Raw genomic sequence first — 20,537 nt, 5'->3', positions numbered from 1 at the left:
GTCTCTCCCACTCTTCGAGAGAGGAATTGCGTGGTCAAGAAGAACGAGCACCACTACGGCGGAGAGGAAATCAAGGTCCTCAAGGGCCTCGAGGCCGTTCGCATGCGTCCCGGCATGTACATTGGCACCACGAGCAAGACGGGCCTGCATCACTTGGTGTGGGAGGTTGTGGACAACTCCGTCGACGAGGCCATGGCCGGCTTTTGCAACAAAATCCAGGTGACGGTGCATCCCGACAACTCGATCACCGTCGTGGACAATGGCCGAGGCATCCCCGTCGACCTTCACCCCACCGAGAGGAAGCCGACCCTCGAGGTCGTCCTCACGATCCTGCACGCGGGCGGCAAGTTTGACAACAACGCCTACAAGGTGTCCGGCGGTCTCCATGGCGTGGGCATCTCCGTGGTCAACGCGCTCTCCAAGAGGATGGTCGTGCAGGTCAAGCGTGACGGCCACATCTACGAGATCGAGCTCGCTCGCGGCGAGGTCACCAAGAAGATGCACGTGGTGGGCGACTCCAAGGCAACGGGTACGACCGTCACCTTCTGGCCCGACGATCAGATCTTCGAGACCACGGTCTACGACTACGACACCCTGCGCAACCGCCTGCAGGAGACTGCCTTCCTCAACAAGAACCTCAAGATCGTCCTCAGAGACGAGAGGGAGCTTACTCCCCGCGTCGACGAGTTCTGCTATTCCGGCGGCATCATCGACTTCGTGAAGTTCCTCAACGATGGCAAGACCGTGCTGCCCGGCTGCTCCAAGCCCATTTACATCGAGGGCACCTCCGACCCAGACGCGCCTGCCGCACGAAAGGGCGAGGTCGAGGTGTCCCTGCAGTGGAACACCAGTTACTCCGAGACGGTCATGAGCTTTGCCAACGACATTTACACCGAAGAGGGTGGCATGCACCTCGAGGGCTTCCGCACTGCCCTCACCAAGACCGTCAACGACTACGCCCGCAGCCACAAGCTCCTCAAGGAGAAGGACGCCAACCTCACTGGTGACGACATCCGAGAGGGCCTTACGGCGGTAATCTCCGTCAAGCTCCCCGACCCACAGTTTGAGGGGCAGACCAAGGCCAAGCTCGGTAGCTCCTACATGAGGACGCTCACCAACAAGATCGTCTCGGCTGGTCTCGCCGAGTACCTTGAGGAGCACCCCAACCAGGCGAAGGAGATCTTCAAGAAGGGCGCCCAGGCCGCAAAGGGTCGCCTGGCTGCCCAGAAGGCTCGTCAGGCAACGCGCAGGAAGAGTCTCCTCGAGACGGCCTCGCTGCCCGGCAAGCTCGCAGACTGCTCGGTGAGGGACGCATCCATGACCGAGCTCTTTATCGTCGAGGGCGACTCCGCAGGCGGCTCCGCGAAGGACGGCCGCAGGCGGGACATCCAGGCGATTCTCCCCCTGCGAGGGAAGATCCTCAACGTCGAGCGCGTTGGAGACCACCGCGCCTTCAGTTCGGATACCATCCAGTCGCTGATCACCGCCATTGGCACTGGTGTCACGCTCAGCAACGGCGAGGGCGGGGACTTTGACATCTCCAAGGCTCGCTACCACAAGATCATCATCATGACCGATGCCGACGTCGACGGCGCCCACATCCGCATCCTTTTGATGACCTTCTTCTACAAGTACATGCGCCCCCTCATCGACGCTGGCTACATCTACAGCGCCTGCCCGCCCATCTTTGGCGTGAAGGTGGGCAAGCGCATCCACTACGTGTACCCCGACGGCAAGACGCCCGAGGAGACGTTGCTGGCCCAGGCAATTGACGAGTACGTTCCCCGCGACGCGGAGGGCAAGCAGCGCAAGTACAGCGTCCAGCGCTACAAGGGCCTGGGCGAGATGGACCCCCAGCAGCTTGCTGACACCACCATGGACCCCAAGACGAGGATCCTTCAGCGCATCAGCATCGAGGATGCCTCTCGCGCCGACCTCGCGGTCACGCGGCTCATGGGTACCTCGGTCGAGTACCGCAAGGACTACATCGAGCGTCACGCCAAGGACGCCCGCTTCCTCGACATCTAGGCGAAAGGCAGCTTAAGTGGCAGACGACAACAACATGAACGGCGGGACCGAGGAGGGCCAGTCCGACGGCGCCATGCTGCCGGAGGACCTGAGGGAGCTCCTCGACCGCGCCGAGCGCGACGAGTCCGAGGGTCCCGTCTACGACCCGGACGCAGAGGACGAGGCCGGTCTCGACGACTCCGCCGATGACGCCGATGGCGAAGACGATGCGGACGATGAGGAGGCCCAGATGGCCCCCGACAACCGCGGCGACGGCGACGGTGTCGACGTCCACGGTGGCCGCCTGCAGTTCCACGAGTTCGGGCACGAGATGGAGCAGTCGTTCATCGAGTACTCCATGTCGGTCATCACGGCCCGCGCACTCCCCGACGTGCGCGATGGCCTCAAGCCCGTCCACAGGCGCATTCTCTACGCCATGAACGAGGCTGGCATCTTCCCTAACAAGCCCCACAAGAAGTCGGCCTGGACGGTCGGCGAGGTCATCGGCAAGTATCACCCCCACGGTGACTCGGCGGTGTACGACGCCATGGTCCGCCTCGCCCAGTGGTTCTCCATGCGCGTCCCCCTCGTGGACGGGCACGGCAACTTTGGCAACATCGACGGCGACGGTGCGGCGGCAATGCGATACACCGAGTCGCGCCTGGCGCGTCCTGCAATGGAGCTGCTTCGCGACCTCAACAAGGACACGGTGGACTGGCAGCCCAACTACGACGAGTCGCTGCAGGAGCCCGTTGTCCTGCCTTCCCGCTTCCCCAACCTGCTGGTCAACGGCTCGCAGGGAATCGCCGTCGGCATGGCCACCAACATCCCGCCCCACAACCTTGCCGAGACCATCAACGCGGCCTGCATGCTTATCGACAACCCCGATGCGACCACGGACGACCTCATGAAGGTTCTCCCCGGGCCAGACTTCCCCACCGGAGCCGTGATCATGGGTTCCGAGGGAATCAAGCAGGCATACGAGACGGGCAGGGGCATCATCACCGTCCGCGCCAAGGCGCATGTGGAGTCCACGAAGGGCGGTCGCAACAAGCTGGTCTTCACGGAGTTCCCCTACGGCGTCAACAAGGGCACGTTGCAGGAGAAGATCGCCCAACTGGTGAACGAGAAGCGCATCGAGGGAATCTCCGACATGCGCGACGAGTCCAACCGCAAGGGCTTGCGCCTGGTGATCGAACTCAAGCAGGGCGCCATCCCCGAGGTCGTGCTCAACAACCTCTACAAGTACTCCTCGCTCCAGACCTCCTTTGGCATCATCGACCTGGCCCTCGTCAACGGGGTGCCCAGGCTCCTCTCGCTTAGGGAGATGCTCCAGTACTACATCGACCACCAGGTTGACGTGGTCACCAGGCGCACCAAGTTCGACCTCGCCAAGGCCAAGGCGCGCGCCCACATCCTCGAGGGCCTGCTCCTCGCGCTCGACAACATCGACGAAGTCATCACCATCATCCGCTCGAGCCGCACCGACTCCGAGGCCTCCGACAGGCTTATCGCTCGATTTGGGTTCACCAAGGAGCAGACCACCGCAATCCTCGAGATGCGTCTGCGTCGACTCACCGGCTTGGAGCGCGACAAGATCCAGGAGGAGCTCGAGGGCCTTCGCCGCGCAATCGAGTACTACGAGGGCCTGCTCGCCGACCAGCGCAAGATTCTCGAGGTCATCAAGACCGAGATGCGCGAGATTGCGGAGAAGTACGGCGACAAGCGTCGCACCACCATCTCTGACGCCCCGGTCGTCCTGGACGTGGAGGACCTCATCGCCGAGGAGGACATGGTCATCACCGTGACCCACGCCGGCTACGTCAAGCGCCTGCCCGTCGCGACCTACCGGTCGCAGAAGCGCGGTGGCAAGGGAGTCCAGGGCCTCTCGCTCAAGGACACGGACTTCGTCGAGGACCTGTTTGTTGCCTCGACGCACGACTACGTCCTATTCTTCACCAACTTTGGCAAGGTCTACCGCGTCAAGGTGCACGAGCTTCCGATCGGGTCGCGCCATGCCCGCGGCTCTGCGCTTGTCAACGTGCTGCCCCTGGAGGAGGGGGAGCACCCCACCGCCGTCATCACCACGCGTGACTTCCCCGTGGACGAGTACCTCATGTTCGCTACGCGCAACGGCATGGTCAAGAAGACCGCGATGAGCGACTACGACAAGAGCCGTCGCGATGGCATCATTGCCATCAACCTCAAGAAGGGCGACGAGCTGGTCAACGTCCGCCGAGTCAAGCCGGGCGAGAGGGTCATCCTCTGCTCCGACGCCGGCAAGGCGATCGTCTTTGAGGAGAGCGAAGTCAGGCCCACCGGGCGTGACACCTCGGGCGTGAGAGGCATCACCCTCAAGGACGGCGCCAAGATGCTTGGCATGGAGATCAGCAACGGCAAGGGTGACCTCCTCGTGGTGACCGAGAGGGGCTATGGCAAGCGCACGCCCGTCTCAGAGTACCCCGTGCACAAGCGCGGCGGTCAGGGCGTCGCAACCATCAGCATGACCTCCAAGAAGGGCAACCTGGTAGCCTGCAGGGTCGTTGGCCCCCAGCACGAGCTCATGATGGTCTCGGAGGAGGGCGTGGTCATCAGGGTCAAGAGCTCTGACATCAGCCTGCTCGGCCGCTCCACCCAGGGCGTCAAGATCATGAACCTGGGCGACTCCGACCGCCTCTCTGCCGTGGCTCGCATGGTCGCGCACAAGAAGAAGGCCCCCAAGGCAAAGTACGAAAACCAGGGCATGCTCGATCTCAGTGCCGCGGGTGCCAAGGAGGCCGGCGAGGAGGAGCCCGTGGACATAGGTGGCGAGGAAGAGATTGACGAGTCCATGATCGAGGACGACGAGTAGGTTCTCTTCATACGGGTAGCTCATGACGAGGGGTGCGACGGAAGGCGTCGCACCCCTCGCTTTGTATGGGTTTGTACGACACGCTTGAGGGACGATAGGGGAGAGATGCAATAAAAAAGCCAGGACGTTCAGTCCTGGCTACACAGAAACCATGGTGGAGACGATGGGGATCGAACCCACGACCTCAGGCTTGCAAAGCCCGCGCTCTCCCAGCTGAGCTACGTCCCCTTAAGCAATAAACACCCCAGCGGCGACTCGGCTAGCGCTGGGGTGTTTATTATCAAAAAGGTGGTGGGCCCGACAAGGTTCGAACTTGTGACCTCCCGGTTATCAGCCGGACGCTCTGACCAACTGAGCTACGGGCCCAACGCGAGAAGACATATTACTCGAGACTCATGGGCGGGTCAACATTCAATTTGAAAAAATGTCCCTTGGCACATCTATGTGTATTCTCGCGTCATTCCACTCGTTGTTGGGTACCATATGCGACACGATAGGCGCGAGAGGCAAAGAGGGATATGTGGCTATGAAGAGGATGGACATCGAGACGGTCGTCGTAGGCGGGGGTCCCGTAACCTCGCTCGTCGTCCTCAAGACTCGTCATCCTCACGACGGCGAGGCGTGCGAGCAGCTCCCCATTCGCATTGGGCCCGTTGAGGCGACGGCCATATCGATGGGCGTGGACGACTCCACGCACGACAGACCCATGACGCATGACCTCATGCTCGATACGATCGGCAGGCTGGGCTCCAGCCTTGACGCCGTTCAGATCGTCGATGTGCGGGGCACCACCTTCTACGCAAAGCTTCTTCTTACCAATGCGAACGGGGTTAGGGTCGAGGTCGATGCGCGTCCGTCCGATGCGCTTGCTCTTGCGGTTCGTGCCCATGCCCCCATATTCGCAGACGAGAAGGTCATCGAGGCGGCTTCGATGCCCAACTTCGATGCCGTGAAGCGCGACGAGGAGAATCGAGAGCTGGAGCGGTTTCGTGACTTCCTGAAGGACGTCTCGCCAGATGACTTCAAGGAGCAGCAGCACAAGTAGGCGGTCGCGTCTGACGAATCCTCCCGAAGGAGGAGAGCTGGTTTCTTGGCTCCCCGGTCGAATGACTGGGGAGCTTTATTTTCCACTGTCCAAATAGGGTATCGACTGAATATCCAGGAATATTTGTAAGTGAAGAAGAATATTCCGTAAACGTTTCAAAATGGGTCAAACACGTTCACCAATCCATGGACGTGACACAATGGTGCGCGCGAGCCAAGGCGTCCTCGTCGCGGCGCATGTGGTGCCTCTCCCCTGGGGGGCGACCGCGTTTCCGGACGTTTTCGCCTTTCGCTCCACGGGTTTACAAGACCACCAGGTTTCATGTGTGGTGTCTACCATCGGCATGGGCACCCCGACTGGCCAGAGAGATTGGAGTGGCGAATGTCCGAACCCAACATCCTCCTCACGAGGATCGACAACAGGCTCATTCACGGGCAGGTGGGTGTTACGTGGACGCGCACCCTTGGCGCAAACCTCATCGTCGTTGCCGATGACGAGACGGCGTCAGACAAGGTCGTGCAGGAGATCATGAGCATGACGCTGCAGACCTCGGGCGTGGGCGTGCGCTTCTGGACGGTGGACAAGACCATCTCCACCATCCACAAGGCGGCCCCAAGGCAGAAGATCTTCATCGTGGTCAAGACTCCCCACCAGGCTCGCCAGCTCGTTGAGGGTGGAGTCCCCATCCACGAGCTCAATGTTGGCAACATGCACTTCTCCGAGGGAAAGCGCGCCATTACGAAGAAGGTCTACGTGGACGACTCCGACCTCGCTGACTTCAAGGCGATTGAGGAGGCGGGGGTAGACGTCTATATCCAGGACGTGCCGGGTGCGGTCAGGGAGCGCATCCGTTACGACGTTTAGCACCACGTCAGTATTGGTCTGCGAGCAGGGAGGCACGAGCGTATGCCAGTAACACTTGGGCAGGGGTTGGCCCTCACCTTGATGGCCATCATCTGCGGCATAGACTTTTGGCTCGAGGGGTTCTACATCTTTAGGCCCATCATCGTCTCGTCCATCACGGGCTTGATTCTTGGTGACCCGACAACGGGAATTATTTGCGGCGGCATCACAGAGCTGGCCTTTGCGGGCCTTACCCCGGCGGGTGGCACCCAGCCGCCAAACCCGGTGCTTGCCGGCGTGATGGCAGTGGTCATCGCCCACACCACGGGGACCAAGCCCGCGGCCGCCATGTCCCTCTCGCTCCCCTTCAGCTTCCTCATGCAGTATGTGATCCTGCTCTGCTACTCCGCCTTCTCGTTCTTCATGGGGCCGGCTGACGAGGCCGCCAAGAAGGGAGACACCGGCAAGATCGTCCAGATAAACGTGATTTGCACGGCAATCGTTGCCCTGCTCTACGGCGTGATCGTCTTCCTGTGCGCCTACGTTGCGCAGGATGCCATGAAGACGCTGGTCGAGAACCTGCCCGACTGGCTTGCCCATGGCTTCGAGGTCACCGGTGGAGTGCTTCCGGCAATCGGCTTCGCGATGCTCCTCAACGTCATGTTCACCGTCGAGTTCCTGCCCTTCCTTCTCATCGGCTTCGTCATGGCATCGTTTCTCAACTTCTCGAACCTGCTGCCCGTAGCCGTCGTTGGACTTGCGCTCGCGCTCTTCGTCTACTCGATTGACGACAACCGCGACAAGGCAGTGAAGCAGGCGCTCGCAGAGGCACGCGTGAATGGTGGGGAGGATGAGGAAGATGGCATCTAACGACAAGGAGCTCATGGACGACGCCCCCGCCAAGGAGGAGAGCGGAAAGATCCTCACGAACGCCGATATCACCAAGATGGCGTACAGGACCATATTCCTGCAGGCGTCCTTCAACTACGAGAGGATGCAGGCTGGCGGTTGGCTGCTGACCATGCTGCCCTACCTCAAGCGCATCTACAAGGACGACCCCCAGGGTCTCGCCGACGCCATGTCCGACAACCTGGAGTTCATCAACACGAGCCCGCACATCGTGGGCTTCCTCAACGGCCTCGTCCTAGCCATGGAGGAGGCGCATCAGTCGCGTGACATGATCAGGAACATCAAGGTCGCGCTCTTCCCGCCCCTTGCGGGCATCGGCGATGCCATCTTCTGGTTCACGCTCCTGCCCATCCTCGCGGGCATCTGCTCGTCCATGGCAATGGAGGGGAGCCCCGTCGGCCCGATCCTGTTCTTCCTGGTCTATCTCGCCCTGTTCCTTATCAGGCCCCTGTGGGCTCGCATGGGGTACGGTCTGGGTGTGAAGGCGATTGGCAGGCTCAAGGAGGCGTCCGCCAAGATCGGCAAGGCGGCGACCGTCCTGGGCTGCACCGTACTCGGCGGGCTCATCGCATCGTACGTGAGCATCAACATCCAGACGGTCGTTCAGGTCAACGAGAACGCCAAGGTCGCGATTCAAACCGACGTGCTGGACAAGATCTTCCCCAACATGCTGGCGTTTGGCTACGTCTTCCTGATGTACTACTTCATCAAGAAGCGCCAAGCAAACCCGGTCGTGCTCATCCTCGTCACCTTTGGGCTGAGCATCCTTCTGTCCTTCTTCGGAATCCTCTAGGAGTCCTGGCCTTAGAAGGCGAGAGGGGCGCCTGCCGTGGCAGGTGCCCCTCTTCTTGTGTTCTGCCCACGCGCGCTTGACGCAGGGCTAGTCGATCCGCTCCACGCGCGTGCCCTCGGCCAGCCTCTTGGCATCCTTCATGTTGAAGTGCCCGGTGTACTTTGAGAGGCAGTTGGCGGAGGCGCAGCCCATAGCAAAGCGCAGCTGCTCCGGCTTGGTCATGCCCCGTTCCATCGCGACCGCGAACGCGCCGACCATCGTGTCTCCCGACCCGACCGGGTTCACGACTTCGATTTTGGGGGCGATGCCCCTAAACACTCCCTCGTCACAGGCCATGATGGCTCCATCCCCCCCAAGGGAGACCACGACCTGCTCCACGCCGCCCTCATGCAGCTCGGCAGCCGCCTCGGCGCCCTCGGACATGCTTGTGACCTTTCGACCAAGGATCTGACCGATTTCGTCCGTGTTGGGCTTGACCATGGTTGGGTGCGCCTTCACGCCCCGCTCCAAGAGCACCCCCGAGGTGTCGAGGATGCAGGGTGTTCCCATGTTGCGCACGCCCTCGACGAGGCCTGCGTAGTCGTCTGGGGAGACGCCGTGCGGCACACTGCCGTCGATGGTGACCACGGAGGCCTCCGCGGCGAGGGAGAGGAGCCGCTCCCTCATGCGCGCAAACTCGGCGGCACTCACCTCGCGTCCAGGCTCGAGGAATTCTGTGGACGTCTCGTTGCCATCGAGCACGTTGACGCAGCAGCGCGTCTCGGCAGTCACCCTCACGAAGTCCTCCGGAATGCCGTCGCGCTGAAGCAGCTCGCAAAGGAGGCGCCCGTTGTTGCCTCCCACGAATCCGGTCGCCACGACCCTCTCTCCACACGTTGCGACGGCACGTGCGGCATTGAGTCCCTTGCCGCCCGCGGTGTCCGTGCAGTCGAGTACGCGCATGACGGTCCCGACCTCCAGGCCGCCTGAGATCCTGTAGGCCTTGTCGATAGAGGCGTTGAGCGTGACGGTGCAAATCATCGGTCCTCCAATGTTCGATTGCCCTGACGCCTAAACCGGGGCGGACAAGGGCGTCTCCCAGAGTCGAAAATAGGCATACCTTGTTATGGTCAACTAATACCAGTTGCTGAAAATTACAAAGTCGCATCACAATTAAGGTAAAGCCAAGACAGCATGATAGTAAGAATCCGTTGGGGCTACCAGTTATTCGCATCCAGCAGAGGGAAGCTGAGACCGTTCTATATGCTGGAATAGGATGTTTGGCGGGTGAATGGATGCAAACTGGCGGTAAACGTAACCTCTGTCAAAAGACACTCACGGAACCTTCTCGTTTGTGACATCATGCAACCACACGAAGAAACTGGTCTGTGGTTGTAACCAGTTGGAGACCACAGAGCAAACGTAGGGACACGAGTTCGAAAAGCGATGCTCGTTGGTGGTCGCTTTTGTGTCAGGGCATTTTCGAGAGGCACTCAAGTGGTTAACGAGGTGCCTTTAGTCCACGGTCTCCGGCATACCATCGGAGCCACGACAGGAGAGCCAGGAGAGAGGATCGGCGCATGGTAGGTTGCATCATCACCGGACACGGGACCTTTGCCGAGGGAATGCTCGGAGCCTTCGAGATGATAGCGGGCCCGCAGGATGCCCTGGTTGCGGTCCCCTTTCACGAGGATGAGGCTGCGGACTACCCCGGAAAGCTGACGGCCGCGATTGACGGACTTCTCGCCAAGGGTGAGGTCGTGGTGTTTACCGACCTCATGGGAGGGACTCCCTTCAACCAAAGCATGATGCAGGCAGCGCAGAAGGATGACATTCAGGTCGTGAGCGGAACCAACCTTCCCATGCTCCTCGAGGCGGTCATGTCGAGGGATGAGTCCTCCACTGCCCAGGACGTCTGCCAGGTGGCAGTCGAGGCGGGGCAGACGGGCGTCGCGCATGCCCAGCTTCCAACGGAGGATTCTGACGCGGATGGCGACGAGGAGGATGGAATCTGATGGAATCCCTCAACTCCCAGATCCTTGCCTCGTCGATAGTCCTTCTCGTCCTGCTGACTGTCGTCGTGATCATCTACTTTGCGGTCAGCTCCTCCAGAGCAAAAAAGCAGAAGAAGTACTACGAGGATCTTCATCGGGACCTCAAGAAGGGGCAGAAGGTCGCGTTCGGCGGAGGCCTGTATGGGGAGATCGTCCGTCTGGGAACCGAAACCTGCGACATCAAGGTCAAGTCTGGAGCCGTGATTGAGGTGTCCCGCTACGCAATCCAAGAGATCGTCAAGTAACGCGCTGCCCAACCACTAGGTTGGGAGAAGGGAATGGTGAGCCTCATGGCAGAGCCGAACATCGTGATGGTGAGAGTGGACAACCGCCTCATTCACGGGCAGGTCGCCACGCAGTGGACGAGCACCGTGGGGGCGAACCTCCTGCTCGTTGCCAACGACGACGTCGCAAAGAGCAAGATGCGCCAAAACCTGATGAACATGGCGGCACCTCAGGGCGTTGCGACCAGGTACTTCTCCATCCAGAAGACCATTGACGTCATTCACAAGGCGGCACCCCGCCAGCACATCATGATCATCGTCGAGACCCCGGAGGATGCCCTTCGACTGGTCGAGGGCGGCGTGCCCATCAAGAAGCTCAACATTGGCAACATGCACATGTCCGAGGGCAAGAGGCAGGTCGCTACGACCGTCGCGGTGAACGACGAGGACGTCGCCGCCTTCAGGTCCCTGCAGGACCACGGTGTGGAGCTCGAGATCAAGCGCGTCCCGACGACTCCGACCGAGCCGACCGAGAAGCTCTTCGAGTAGCACGTTAGCTACAACCAACTTTGGTACTTCACCGAGCGTTAGGGGAAGGCGCGCGGTGTGGCACAGCTTTGCAAATTCACGGGCAATGCAGTTCGAAAGGAGGAACAGGGATGGAGTATTCGATTCTTCAAGTCGTTCTCGTCTTTATCGTCACGTTCATCGCGGCAATCGACCAGTTCAGCTTCCTTGAGTCCTTGTACCAACCCCTCGTTACGGGAATGGTTATAGGCCTGATCCTGGGCGACGTGCAGACCGGCCTCATCGTTGGCGGCACGTATCAGCTGATGACCATCGGCAACATGCCTATCGGAGGTGCCCAGCCGCCTAACGCGGTCATCGGCGGCATCATGGCGGCAATCCTCGCCATCACGCTTCACCTGGACGCCAACGTTGCAGTCGCCACCGCAATTCCGTTCTCCCTGCTCGGCCAGTACGGCGTGACCCTGATCTTTACCCTCATGTCTCCCCTCATGAGCAAGTGCGATCAGTATGCCGCCGAGGCAAATCCCAAGGGCATCGAGCACATCAACTACCTGTCCATGTGCCTGCTCGGCCTGATCTTTGGCACCGTCGTCACCCTGTTCTTCATCGGTGGTCAGAGCGTCGGCCAGACCGTCGTCAACGCGATTCCGGATTGGCTCAACAACGGCCTCTCCGCCGCAGGCGGCATGATGCGCTTCGTCGGCTTCGCGATTCTGCTCAAGTTCATGATGAACAAGGACATGTGGGGCTTCTACTTCCTCGGCTTTGCCCTTGCCATCGTGGTCTCTAACATCTCGGCACTCGCCACGCCCGGCCTGCTCATCCTCGCCCTCATCGGCTTTGGCTTCGCCTATTGGGACTACCAGCAGAATACCGAGCTTGGCGGCGCTACCGCAGCTTCTATGAATGACGGAGGTGAAGAGGATGGCATCTAAGGAGACCGAGGCGCAGAAGGTCAATCGCTTCGAGGGCGTCACCCAGTATCAGGACCTCACGCCCGCACCCGACCTCGACCAGAAGACGCTCAACCAGATGGCGTGGCGCTCCTGCTTCCTCCAGGCGTCGTTCAACTACGAGCGCATGCAGTCGGCAGGCTGGCTCTACTCTATCCTCCCGGGCCTCGAGAAGATTCACACCAACAAGGATGACCTTGCCCTCTCGATGACCCACAACATGGAGTTCTTCAACATCCACCCGTTCCTCGTCACCTTCGCCATGGGCATCATCCTGTCCATGGAGCAGAAGAAGGTCGACATCCCGACCATCCGTGCTGTCCGTGTCTCGCTCATGGGCCCGCTCGGCGGCATTGGCGACGCCCTGTTCTGGATGACGCTCGTACCAATCACGGCGGGCATCTGCTCCAACATGGCAATCTCGGGGAACATCTTTGGCCCCATCCTGTTCCTGGTCATCTTCAATGCAGTCCAGTTTGCCCTGCGCTTTGGCCTCATGAACTGGTCCTACAAGATGGGCATGAACGCGCTCGACTACCTCATGGAGCACATGAAGGCATTTACGCGCGCCGCCTCCATCCTGGGTGTCTTCGTCGTCGGCTGCCTGACCGTCACCATGGGCGGCACCCAGATCAACGTCCAGATTCCCAACGGCACCACCGAGGCCTATGTGGCCAAGACCGCGGTCGTTCCCACCAATGACGTCAAGAAGTTCGAGGTCATCAAGAAGAGCGACGACGGCAAGGACACCACCCTCTCTGGCATGGTTGACAAGGACGGCAACGCCCTGACCACCACCGACTCCGACGGCAACGCCGTCACCGCCGGCTCCACCGACCTTGGCAATGGCATGAGTGAGGTCACCTACATGGAGACGCAGGAGACCCCCGTCACCATCGACCTGGCCAGCATCCTCGACAGCATTTGCCCCAAGCTCGTCCCGCTGGCAATCGTCATGCTGCTGTACTACCTGTTCGCCAAGAAGAACTTCACGCCTATGAAGGGCATCGTCCTGGTCCTTATCATCGGCATCGTGGGCGCCGGCCCGTTTGGCCTGTGGCCCAGCATCTGGGGCTAGCCCAGAGCGAGTCTCCCCGGGGGTGCGCGGACGCAGTGCCCGCGCACCCCTCCTTGGGACGGCAGCCGTCCCGTCTTCCACGCAGAAGGCTCACATTCCGGTGGCGAGACTTGGCCTACTGTGATGTTCACACCGCGGGAGAAAGGCGTGAAGATGGCAAGCGGGACATACGGGCAGCCGCTCTACGTCCAATTGGTTGACGCACTTAGGGAGAAGATCGACAGCGACATGGCGCCCGGGGACCTGCTGCCCTCCGAGCGTGAGCTGTCGGAGCACTATGGTCTCTCACGCACCACTGTTCGTCAGGCCCTCCGCGAGCTCGAGTCCATGGGACTCGTCGACAGGCGCCACGGCAAGGGCACCTTCGTCGCCGAGCCGCACGTGGAGGCGACCAACCTCTCGGGGACGTACAGCTTCACCGAGCAGATGCGCAGACTCGGCCGTAACCCCAGCACCCAGATCATCGACTTTGACGTGGTTGACGCACCAAAGCAGGTCGCGAGCAATCTCGACCTTCCCCTGGGTGGGATGGTCTACAGCTTCAGGCGGCTTCGACTCGCCGATGGGGTTCCCATGATGGTCGAGCGCACCTACCTGCCCGCGAGTGTGTTCCCCGGGCTCACGAGCGAACTGCTCGCCCAGAACCCCCTCTACGACGTTATCGAGAAGAGGTACGGGGTGATCATCCGGGAGGCGAAGGAGGAGTTCAGCGCGAGCCTCGCGAGCGGCGAGGAGGCGTTTAGGCTGGGCATCTCCGAGGGGTCGGCAGTCCTCAGGCTTGTGAGACGGACGCGCGACGATGTCGGCCAGATCGTGGAGTACACGCACAGCGTTGCGAGGGCAGACCAGTTCAAGTACAAGATCACCCACTACAGGGGCCAGCCGACGGGCTGACCCGAAAGGAGAGAGACATGTTCGAGAAGGACAAGGACACCCTGCTCAAGATGGGTGCCGAGATCACCACCCGCGAAATCAAGCAGCAGCCCGACCTCTGGGAGGACACTCTCGGGATCTATGACGACAACAAGGCCGCCATCGACGAGTTCGTCGGCCGCGCGAAGGCGCTCGGCGGCTCCAAGAAGACGCACGTCGTCTTTACCGGTGCGGGTACCTCTGCCTATGTTGGCGACACCCTCGTTCCGTACCTGCGTCGCGCTGGCGACAACGAGAGCTTTGAGTTCCAGGCGCTCGCTTCGACGGACATCGTGAGTGCCCCGTACGACTACCTCCGTCCCGACGACCCCACGGTGCTCGTGTCGTTCGCCCGCAGCGGCAACAGCCCCGAGAGCCTGGCTGCCGTCGAGAGGGCAGGCCAGGTTGTGAAGGACCTTCTCTACCTCAACATCACCTGCGCCCCCGAGGGCAAGCTGGCCGTGCAGTTTAAGGACCACGAGGGCGCCCTCACGCTTCTCATCCCCAAGGCAAATGACCAGGGCTTTGCCATGACCGGAAGCTACAGCTGCATGGAGCTCCTCTCCAACATGATCTTTGACCAGGCTAGCCGAGAGGAGAAGGGCGCCTGGGTCAAGACTGCCGCGGCCATGGGCCGCGACGTGGTCGCCCGCGAGGCCGAGATCCAGGAGGTCCTGGCCGGCGACTTCGACCGCATCACGTATCTGGGCTCCGGTGCCCTTGGCGCCATGACGCGCGAGGCACAGCTCAAGATTCTCGAGCTCACGGCCGGCAAGATCGCCACGTCGTACGACACGTCCATGGGATACCGCCACGGGCCCAAGTCCTTCGTAAACGAGAAGACGCTGGTCTTCGACTTCGTGAGCAACAACCGTTACACCCGCCAGTACGACCTCGACATCCTGCACGAAATCGCGGGTGACGGCATCGCCCAGCACACGCTGGGAATCCAGCAGCAGTCCGGCGAGCTCTTTGAGGGAGAGTCGTTCACCTTCTCCGCCGACTACGATGTGCTGCCCGAGGGATACCTGGCGCTCCCCTTCGTCATGTTTGCCCAGACGGTGGCGCTCAACGCTTCCATCAAGGTTGGCAACACGCCCGACACCCCGTCGCCCACCGGCACCGTCAACCGTGTCGTTAAGGGTGTCACCATCCACCCGCTTGAGGTGTAGGGAGGGGCAATGGCTACGTATTTCATTCATGCGGAGAGGTTCGTTCTCCCTGGATGCGTGAAGGGGCCTGGATACCTTGCCGTGAACGACGGTAGGTTTGGCACGTATTCCAACGAGCAGCCAGAGGGCGAGACCCTCGAGCTTGGTGACGCCTGGGTGGCGCCCGGCTTTGTGGACACGCACATCCACGGGTTCCACAACCACGCGACGACCGACGTCGACCCCAAGGGGATCAACGAGGCAAGCCACGCGCTGGCTCAGCGCGGGACCACGGCATGGCTCCCAACCACGTTCACGGACGACGGCGAGCGGATAGGGGACCAGTGCGCCGCGATTGCCGACGCTGTGGACGCCCGCGGGGAGGACTTCGTTGGAGCCCGGATTCCCGGCATCTACCTGGAGGGGCCGTTCTTCACGCTCAAGCACAAGGGGGCGCAGAACCCCAAGTACCTGATGCCGCCCTCGTATGACGTGTTTGCCAAGTGGCAGGAGCGCGCCCGCGGCCTCATCGTAAAGAGCGCCCTCGCGCCAGAGTATCCCGAGGCGCCCGAGTACGTTGCCCGTCTCGCCCAGGAGGGGGTCGTGACCTCCCTTGGGCACTCCGACGCCACGTACGAACAGTGCCTGGCCTCGGTGAACGCGGGTGCGACCGTCTTCGTTCACACCTATAACGGCATGAGGGGGCTCCACCATCGCGAGCCCGGCGTCGTGGGGTGCGCGATGGTCACCCCCGACACCTATGCCGAGCTCATCTGCGACGGTCACCATGTGGTTCCCGCCGCCGCGGCGGCAATGGTGAGGGCAAAGGGTTGGCAGCACGTCGCCCTCATCACCGACTGCCTTGGGTGTGGAGGCATGCCCGAGGGCAACTACATGAGTGGTGGCCTCCCGGTGGTCATGAAGGGTGGCGTCTGCTATCTCGCCGACATGAGTAGCATCGCAGGGTCCGTGCTCTGCCTGCACCAGGCCGTCAAGAACGTCTACGACTGGAACATCGTCACCGCCGAGCAGGCAATTCGCATGGCCACGGAGGTCCCGGCGGTCTCGTCCAACATCGCCGACGCCTGCGGTTTCATCAAGCCCGGGCGACATGCGGACTTCGTGGTGCTCGACCGCGAGCTCAATCTCGTCAAGACCTACCTCGGGGGCGCCGAGGTCGAAACGGACTAGCGTTTGCCCAGAGGACTCAAGGTGGGGCCATCCGTGTCGGGCGGGTGGCCCCGTCTGCGTTCTCGCCCCTCTCGCCCTGAAGTACTATTGACCCGTTGACGAGGGGAAGGATGGGCCAATGGCTGACAAGGAAATGGACTCCCGGGACCGACGCGAGGGCGTCTCCCCCGAGCTCGACCTGATGAGCACGACGCTCATGGGGGACGCGTTCGACGCGCTTGCCAGGGGAGAGGCGCTTAACGTCCTCCTGGTGATGCAGGACGATGATGGTAACCTCGCCTCTTACGAGTTCGCGGACGACGGTCCGCAGGCCTGCCTCGACGCGGCGCGCGACAAGGTCGTCCGCACCGTGGACGGCAACGGCGACTCGTCGGCGGGCCTCGCCCTGCCCGTGCGCTATGCAATCGCCTACGAGGCGTCCATCGCCGACGAGACGGGGGCGTACCTCCCCGCCGTGCTCCTCGAGTTTGGGGAGAGAGGATACCACAGCTATTCGGCGTACTCCTTCGTGGATGGCGTGGGGGAGGGCGACGGCTTTCGCTGGACGGACCCCGCCCCGGCGGGCGAGCTCGATCCCCTCATCTGACAACAAGCAGTTTAGGTGGAATGACACCGTCCTTACGCACGCACGGGCAAGACTGATATACAGTGCGTGAGTCTATCTCTGCACATAATCGCATCATCTGATCGAGAGGGACCTATGCTCCAGGAGCACATCAGGAACATCGCAATCATCGCTCACGTCGACCACGGCAAGACAACGCTCGTCGACCAGCTTCTAAAGGCAACGGATGCATTCCGTGCCAACCAGCAGGTGGAGGAGCGCGTCCTCGACTCCAACGACCAGGAGCGCGAGCGTGGCATCACCATCCTGGCCAAGAACATCTCCATCGACTACAAGGGCGTCAAGATCAACGTCATCGACACTCCGGGACACGCGGACTTTGGCGGCGAGGTTGAGCGAGTCCTCAAGATGGCGGACGGCGCCGTGCTACTCGTGGACGCAGCCGAGGGCCCCATGCCCCAGACGCGCTTCGTGCTTACCCATGCCATCCAGGCCGGCCTGCAGATCATGATCTGCATCAACAAGATCGACCGCGATGGCGCCAACCCCGAGAAGGCCCTCAACGACTGCCTGGACCTCATGATGGACCTTGGTGCCGACGACGAGCACCTCGAGTTCTCGATGGAGCACGTGGTCTATGCGTCGGCGGTCAACGGGTACGCTCGTCTCGACCCCAACGACGGCAACGACAACATGTATCCGCTGCTCGACATGATTGTCAACGACCTTCCTGCGCCCGACGCAGACCTCGAGGGCCCGCTTGCCATGCAGGTCGTCACTGTCGACCACTCCGACTACGTCGGTCGCATTGGCATTGGCCGCATCTACTCCGGCACCATTCACGATGGTGACCGCATCCTCGTCGTGAAGAACGACGGCAGCCGGGCCATGAGCCAGGTCAAACAGCTCTTCACTTTTGACTACCTGGGACGCAAGGAGTGCCAGGAGGTCGGTGCCGGCGACATCGCCGCGGTCGTGGGCGTTGACAGCACGGACATCGGCGACGTCTATACCGACCCCGAGAATCCCGTGGAGCTCGAGCCCATCGAAATCGATCCCCCGACCCTCGCCATCGTCTTCGAGCCCTCCACCTCGCCCCTCGTCGGTCGCGACGGCGACATCGTGGGTGGCCGCCAGCTCAAGGAGCGCCTGGAGCAGGAGCGCGAGAACAACGTGACCATGCGCATCGAGGAGCTCCCCGACAAGACGGGTGTGGAGGTCGCTGGCCGCGGCATCCTGCACCTCTCCGTCCTTATGGAGGAGATGCGGCGCGAGGGCTTTGAGTTCCAGGTTGGCCGTCCCCGCGTCCTGGTGAAGAAGGACGAGAACGGCAACAAGGTCGAACCCATCGAGCAGGCGGTCGTCGAGTGCCCCGGCGAGTACGCGGGCAAGGTCATCGAGCTCTTTGGCAACGTCGGCGGCACCATGTCGCAGATGGACACGGGCGCCACGCAGACCCACCTTGAGTTCAAGATTCCGACCCGTGGCATCATGGGCCTCAAGAACCGCATCCTTAACGTGACGCACGGCGAGGCGGTCTTCTATCACACCTTCCTGGAGTACGGCCCGTATGCGGGCGAGATTGGTGGCCGTCAGAACGGCGCGATGATCTCTATGTCCACCGAGAAGGCAGTCGCCTACGCCCTTGGCACGCTCCAGGAGCGTGGCACCCTCTTCGTTGGGCCGGGGACCGAGTGCTACGAGGGCATGCTCGTGGGCGAGCGCTCCAAGCCGGGTGACATGGTCGTTAACGTCGCGAGGACCAAGAGCCTTGGCAACCAGCGCTCCTCAACCGCCGACATCGCGGTGCAGCTGACCCCTCCGCGCACCTTCACGCTCGAGGAGGCAATGGAGTACATCATGGACGACGAGCTGGTCGAGGTGACGCCCAAGAACATCCGCATGAGGAAGCGCATCCTCAACGAGACCGAGCGTCGCAAGTGGCGTGTCCGTCACGGGATGGTCGACAAGTAGTCACAATCAGGCGAGACATACGTCACGGGGTCCGGGCAAAAGCTCGGACCCCGTATTCGTCTCCGTACTACATGGGAGACAAGGCTACCCTCTGGTCTGGTGACCCTCCTGCAGGTAATCGACCCCTTCGGACCTTTTGGTGGTGTAGCGGGTGACGTAGGTCTTACCCTCGTGCTCGCCCCTCGCCATGGCCCGGTGATACACGACCCTCGCCGCACGGGTTGCCTTGGGCGTCAGGTCCACATCGGACGGGGAGAGCACGTTGTACTTGAGTGACCACATGCGCAGCGCGACCACGACCGCGATGCATGCAAGTGCGGCCCATGGCCTGTTGATGTAGAGGATCAACACGAACACGTAATAGATCGCGGATCCCGCAACCGCGCAGAGGGCATAGAGGTTGCTCCTCTTGAAGATCTTCGGTACGTCTCCCAGGAAGATGTCTCGGAGCATCCCGCCTCCCACGCCGGTTACCGTTCCCATGAGGGCACACGCCCACGGGCTGAGGTGATAGACGATTGCCTTGTCGGTGCCTGCGGCAACGAAGAGGCCGACCGAGATGATGTCCGCCCAGTTGAGCAGGTTGGGAAACTTGTGTAGCACGCCCGAGAAGAGAAAGCCCAGGATGGCGGCAATGACCGTGACCGGAATGGCGTAGGACGAGCGAAGCATGTACACGTCGCCCACCTGCATGATGGTGTCACGGATGAGGCCGCCGCCAAGGCCGCAGAGGATCGAGAGTGCGAGGTACCCAACCAGGTCGAGGCTCCTCTCCTTGGCAACGAGGATGCCCGTGAACGAGCCTGCCACCACTGCGGAGAGGTCGAGCCAGGCGGGAATTGCGACGGCAGCCGTATCCGGCCCGTAGCTCGAGAAGAGTTCAGGTATCACACGTACCCCCACATCGGGCAATGCCCGGACACGTTTCCCACATTCCGTGGAGCATGGTAACGCCGCCACCCGTCACTCGCCATACGCCGTCGGGACGGTTTCGTCCTCCTCGGGGAGCGGCGTGAACCCGAGTGGCCCCGCGCTACCCAAACCTTGTTGGAGAAAAAGTGAGAGTCGCATCCCAGGAGTAAGTAATGTATACTTCCCTTTGCGGTTTTACGGAGAGTTGTCCGAGTGGCCGAAGGAGCACGATTGGAAATCGTGTATGCGCCCAAAGCGCATCCAGGGTTCAAATCCCTGACTCTCCGCCAGCGAATGAGGAGCGGCGCCTGCGGGCGCCGCTTTCACGCCCTTCGGAGGGGTGGCAGAGTGGTTGAATGCGGCGGTCTCGAAAACCGTTTACCCGCTATGCGGGTACGAGGGTTCGAATCCCTCCTCCTCCGCCATTGAGTATTTTGGGGTCCGTCTCTGACGGGCCCCTTTTTGTGAAGGGCGCATCGTGACGGCTGACTGTCGCATGGCTTCCATTCTCGGAGGGCTGGAACCGAGGTTGGGGGATACTCTTTCAAAAGAGCATGCGGGAACG

Annotated in this window: 18 protein-coding genes and 4 tRNA genes; 18 read left to right on the top strand and 4 right to left on the bottom strand. The window is 61.5% G+C overall.

Annotated elements, in window-relative coordinates; genetic code table 11:
• The first annotated feature begins 30 nt into the window (after positions 1-30).
• Positions 31-2,028: a DNA topoisomerase (ATP-hydrolyzing) subunit B gene (gyrB, locus tag FYJ68_RS00680; protein ID WP_326832139.1), complete on the top strand. Its 1,998-nt coding sequence runs from the start codon at positions 31-33 to the stop codon at positions 2,026-2,028.
• A gap of 34 nt (positions 2,029-2,062) precedes the next feature.
• Positions 2,063-4,858: a DNA gyrase subunit A gene (gyrA, locus tag FYJ68_RS00675; protein ID WP_154433755.1), complete on the top strand. Its 2,796-nt coding sequence runs from the start codon at positions 2,063-2,065 to the stop codon at positions 4,856-4,858.
• A 152-nt stretch (positions 4,859-5,010) separates the two neighbouring features.
• Here gyrA and FYJ68_RS00670 read toward each other — a convergent pair.
• Positions 5,011-5,086, bottom strand: a tRNA-Ala gene (locus FYJ68_RS00670).
• 61 nt (positions 5,087-5,147) lie between these two features.
• Positions 5,148-5,224, bottom strand: a tRNA-Ile gene (locus FYJ68_RS00665).
• Positions 5,225-5,384: 160 nt separating this feature from the next.
• Between FYJ68_RS00665 and FYJ68_RS00660 the strand changes: the two genes are divergently transcribed.
• From FYJ68_RS00660 to agaD, 4 genes are all read left to right on the top strand, one after another.
• The gene (locus tag FYJ68_RS00660; RefSeq protein ID WP_154433406.1) at positions 5,385-5,903 is read left to right on the top strand and encodes a bifunctional nuclease family protein; all 519 of its coding nucleotides are present in this window, start codon (positions 5,385-5,387) and stop codon (positions 5,901-5,903) included.
• A 381-nt stretch (positions 5,904-6,284) separates the two neighbouring features.
• Complete coding sequence (gene agaB, locus FYJ68_RS00655; RefSeq protein ID WP_154433405.1) at positions 6,285-6,767, top strand: PTS galactosamine transporter subunit IIB; 483 nt, start codon at positions 6,285-6,287, stop codon at positions 6,765-6,767.
• Positions 6,768-6,809: 42 nt separating this feature from the next.
• Entirely contained in the window at positions 6,810-7,616 is an 807-nt protein-coding gene (gene agaC / locus FYJ68_RS00650; RefSeq protein WP_154433404.1) for a PTS galactosamine transporter subunit IIC, read from the top strand.
• Positions 7,606-8,448, top strand: a complete 843-nt coding sequence (gene agaD / locus FYJ68_RS00645) for a PTS galactosamine transporter subunit IID (RefSeq protein ID WP_229771928.1) — start codon at positions 7,606-7,608, stop codon at positions 8,446-8,448. The genes agaC and agaD overlap by 11 nt, the downstream gene beginning before the upstream one ends.
• Before the next feature lie 87 nt (positions 8,449-8,535).
• On the opposite strand, the gene FYJ68_RS00640 is transcribed toward agaD, so the two are convergent.
• The gene (locus FYJ68_RS00640) at positions 8,536-9,468 is read right to left on the bottom strand and encodes a 1-phosphofructokinase family hexose kinase (RefSeq protein WP_154433402.1); all 933 of its coding nucleotides are present in this window, start codon (positions 9,466-9,468) and stop codon (positions 8,536-8,538) included.
• Positions 9,469-10,007: 539 nt separating this feature from the next.
• On the opposite strand from FYJ68_RS00640, the gene FYJ68_RS00635 reads away from it, so the two are divergent.
• The 10 genes from FYJ68_RS00635 (at position 10,008) to typA (ending at position 19,060) form a co-directional block, all read left to right on the top strand.
• Positions 10,008-10,442: a PTS sugar transporter subunit IIA gene (locus tag FYJ68_RS00635; RefSeq protein WP_154433401.1), complete on the top strand. Its 435-nt coding sequence runs from the start codon at positions 10,008-10,010 to the stop codon at positions 10,440-10,442.
• Entirely contained in the window at positions 10,442-10,726 is a 285-nt protein-coding gene (yajC, locus tag FYJ68_RS00630) for a preprotein translocase subunit YajC (RefSeq protein ID WP_154433400.1), read from the top strand. The genes FYJ68_RS00635 and yajC overlap by 1 nt, the downstream gene beginning before the upstream one ends.
• Positions 10,727-10,771: 45 nt before the next feature.
• Positions 10,772-11,254, top strand: coding sequence for a PTS N-acetylgalactosamine transporter subunit IIB (agaV, locus tag FYJ68_RS00625; RefSeq protein WP_154433399.1), 483 nt, complete (start codon positions 10,772-10,774; stop codon positions 11,252-11,254).
• A gap of 110 nt (positions 11,255-11,364) precedes the next feature.
• Positions 11,365-12,171, top strand: coding sequence for a PTS mannose/fructose/sorbose/N-acetylgalactosamine transporter subunit IIC (locus tag FYJ68_RS00620; RefSeq protein ID WP_154433398.1), 807 nt, complete (start codon positions 11,365-11,367; stop codon positions 12,169-12,171).
• Positions 12,161-13,267, top strand: a complete 1,107-nt coding sequence (locus FYJ68_RS00615; RefSeq protein WP_154433397.1) for a PTS system mannose/fructose/sorbose family transporter subunit IID — start codon at positions 12,161-12,163, stop codon at positions 13,265-13,267. The genes FYJ68_RS00620 and FYJ68_RS00615 overlap by 11 nt, the downstream gene beginning before the upstream one ends.
• Positions 13,268-13,420: 153 nt before the next feature.
• On the top strand, positions 13,421-14,161 hold the full coding sequence (locus FYJ68_RS00610) for a GntR family transcriptional regulator (RefSeq protein ID WP_154433396.1): 741 nt from the start codon (positions 13,421-13,423) through the stop codon (positions 14,159-14,161).
• Positions 14,162-14,178: 17 nt separating this feature from the next.
• Positions 14,179-15,351 carry an SIS domain-containing protein gene (agaS, locus tag FYJ68_RS00605; RefSeq protein ID WP_154433395.1) on the top strand — a complete coding sequence of 391 codons (1,173 nt, stop codon included), beginning with the start codon at positions 14,179-14,181 and terminating at the stop codon, positions 15,349-15,351.
• A gap of 9 nt (positions 15,352-15,360) precedes the next feature.
• The gene (gene nagA / locus FYJ68_RS00600; RefSeq protein WP_154433394.1) at positions 15,361-16,521 is read left to right on the top strand and encodes an N-acetylglucosamine-6-phosphate deacetylase; all 1,161 of its coding nucleotides are present in this window, start codon (positions 15,361-15,363) and stop codon (positions 16,519-16,521) included.
• Between the two features lie 118 nt (positions 16,522-16,639).
• Entirely contained in the window at positions 16,640-17,107 is a 468-nt protein-coding gene (locus FYJ68_RS00595) for a hypothetical protein (protein WP_154433393.1), read from the top strand.
• Positions 17,108-17,221: 114 nt separating this feature from the next.
• Positions 17,222-19,060 carry a translational GTPase TypA gene (gene typA, locus FYJ68_RS00590; RefSeq protein ID WP_154433392.1) on the top strand — a complete coding sequence of 613 codons (1,839 nt, stop codon included), beginning with the start codon at positions 17,222-17,224 and terminating at the stop codon, positions 19,058-19,060.
• Between the two features lie 84 nt (positions 19,061-19,144).
• Here typA and FYJ68_RS00585 read toward each other — a convergent pair whose 3' ends face one another.
• Positions 19,145-19,951 (bottom strand): trimeric intracellular cation channel family protein, encoded by an 807-nt coding sequence (locus FYJ68_RS00585; RefSeq protein WP_326832137.1) that lies wholly within the window; start codon positions 19,949-19,951, stop codon positions 19,145-19,147.
• A 220-nt stretch (positions 19,952-20,171) separates the two neighbouring features.
• On the opposite strand from FYJ68_RS00585, the gene FYJ68_RS00580 reads away from it, so the two are divergent.
• Together FYJ68_RS00580 and FYJ68_RS00575 are read left to right on the top strand one after the other, a co-directional pair.
• A tRNA-Ser gene (locus FYJ68_RS00580) sits at positions 20,172-20,262 on the top strand.
• 44 nt (positions 20,263-20,306) lie between these two features.
• Positions 20,307-20,397: transfer RNA gene (locus FYJ68_RS00575), tRNA-Ser, on the top strand.
• Positions 20,398-20,537: the final 140 nt, after the last annotated feature.

Source organism: Olsenella porci (genome assembly GCF_009695875.1).
Taxonomy (GTDB): domain Bacteria; phylum Actinomycetota; class Coriobacteriia; order Coriobacteriales; family Atopobiaceae; genus Olsenella_H; species Olsenella_H porci.
This window is presented reverse-complemented; position numbering and strand designations above follow the sequence as displayed.